Genomic DNA, 1,291 nt, shown 5'->3' with positions numbered 1-1,291 from the left:
TGGGGTTGACCCTGTTTGACGGACACCTTGTTGGCGGGCCTGCGGGTCTGCCGGAGAGGATGTCTGTTATGGCGTCGAAGAAGCGGAAGTCGTATACGCCGGCGTATCGGCGCGAGGCTGCCCGGTTGGTGATCGACACTGGCCGTCCGGTCGCGCATGTCGCGCGGGAGATCGGGGTGGGTGAGCAGCTGCTGGGCCGGTGGGTCGGGATCGAACGGGCCCGTGATGACGGTCCGCCACCGGCGTTGGATGCCGATGAGCGGGCCGAGCTGGAACGGTTGCGGGTGGAGAACACCGAGTTGCGGATGGACCGTGAGTTCTTGAAAAAAGCCGCGGCCTTCTTCGTGACGGAGAATCAGAACCGGTGAGTTGTTATCGGCTGATGGCGGCGGAGAAGGCCACCTACGAGATTGCGCGCATGGCCCGACTGCTCGGGGTGTCGAGATCGGGATTCTATGATTGGCAGGCCCGCGACACGGCTGGCCCGTCGCTGCGGGAGCAGCGCCGTGAGGAACTGTTGATGAAGATCCGACAGTTCCACGCCGACTCCGATGCGGTGTATGGGTCGCCGCGGATCTTGGCTGATCTTCGCGCCGACGGGCAGCAGGTCTCCCGTAAAACCGTCGCGAAGCTGATGCGGCAGCATCAGATCGTGGGGATCAGTCCCCGCGGCTGGAGGCCGTCAACCACGATCCCTGATCCCCACGCCGGGCGTTTGCCCGACCTGGTGGAACGGCGGTTCGATCAGGGCCAGTTGAACCGGGTCTGGACCTCCGACATCACCTACCTCGCCACCGCCCAAGGCTGGCTGTACTTGTGCGCGGTCCGTGACGGCTGCTCGCGGCGGGTGATCGGTTGGGCGATCACCGATCACCTTCGTGCCGACCTGGTCGACCAGGCACTGTCGATGGCCTACGTGCTGCGCGGTCAGTTGCCGACACAAGTGATCTTTCACGCTGACCGGGGCTGTCAATACACCTCAGCCCAGATCGCTGACCTGTGCGCCGATCTGGGGCTGCTGCAATCGGTCGGCCGGACCGGGGTCTGCTGGGACAACGCCGCCACCGAGGCGTTCTGGTCAACACTGAAGACCGAGTTCTACCAGCGCCGCACCTGGACCACCAAGGCCGAAGCCAAGATCGCGACCGCCCGCTGGATCGAGGAACGATTCAACCGCCGCCGCCGGCACTCCTCCATCGGCATGATGACCCCAGTCCAATACGAGCACCACCTACACCAGACGGCTACCCTGGCCGCCTGACCACGTGTCCGTCGAACGGGGTCAAGCCCA

Annotated in this window: 1 protein-coding gene; it reads left to right on the top strand. The window is 64.8% G+C overall.

Going from position 1 to position 1,291, the window contains the following annotated elements; genetic code table 11:
• Positions 1–59: 59 nt before the first annotated feature.
• A protein-coding gene (locus CLV29_RS16090) for an IS3 family transposase (protein WP_424991540.1) occupies positions 60–1,261 on the top strand; the annotation gives its coding sequence in 2 pieces (ribosomal slippage) (positions 60–335 and positions 338–1,261; 1,200 coding nt in all).
• The last annotated feature ends 30 nt before the right edge of the window (positions 1,262–1,291 follow it).

This window comes from Naumannella halotolerans, assembly GCF_004364645.1.
Lineage (GTDB): Bacteria > Actinomycetota > Actinomycetes > Propionibacteriales > Propionibacteriaceae > Naumannella > Naumannella halotolerans.
Note: the sequence above shows the minus strand (reverse complement) of the source record. Positions and strands in the feature narration are given on the sequence as shown.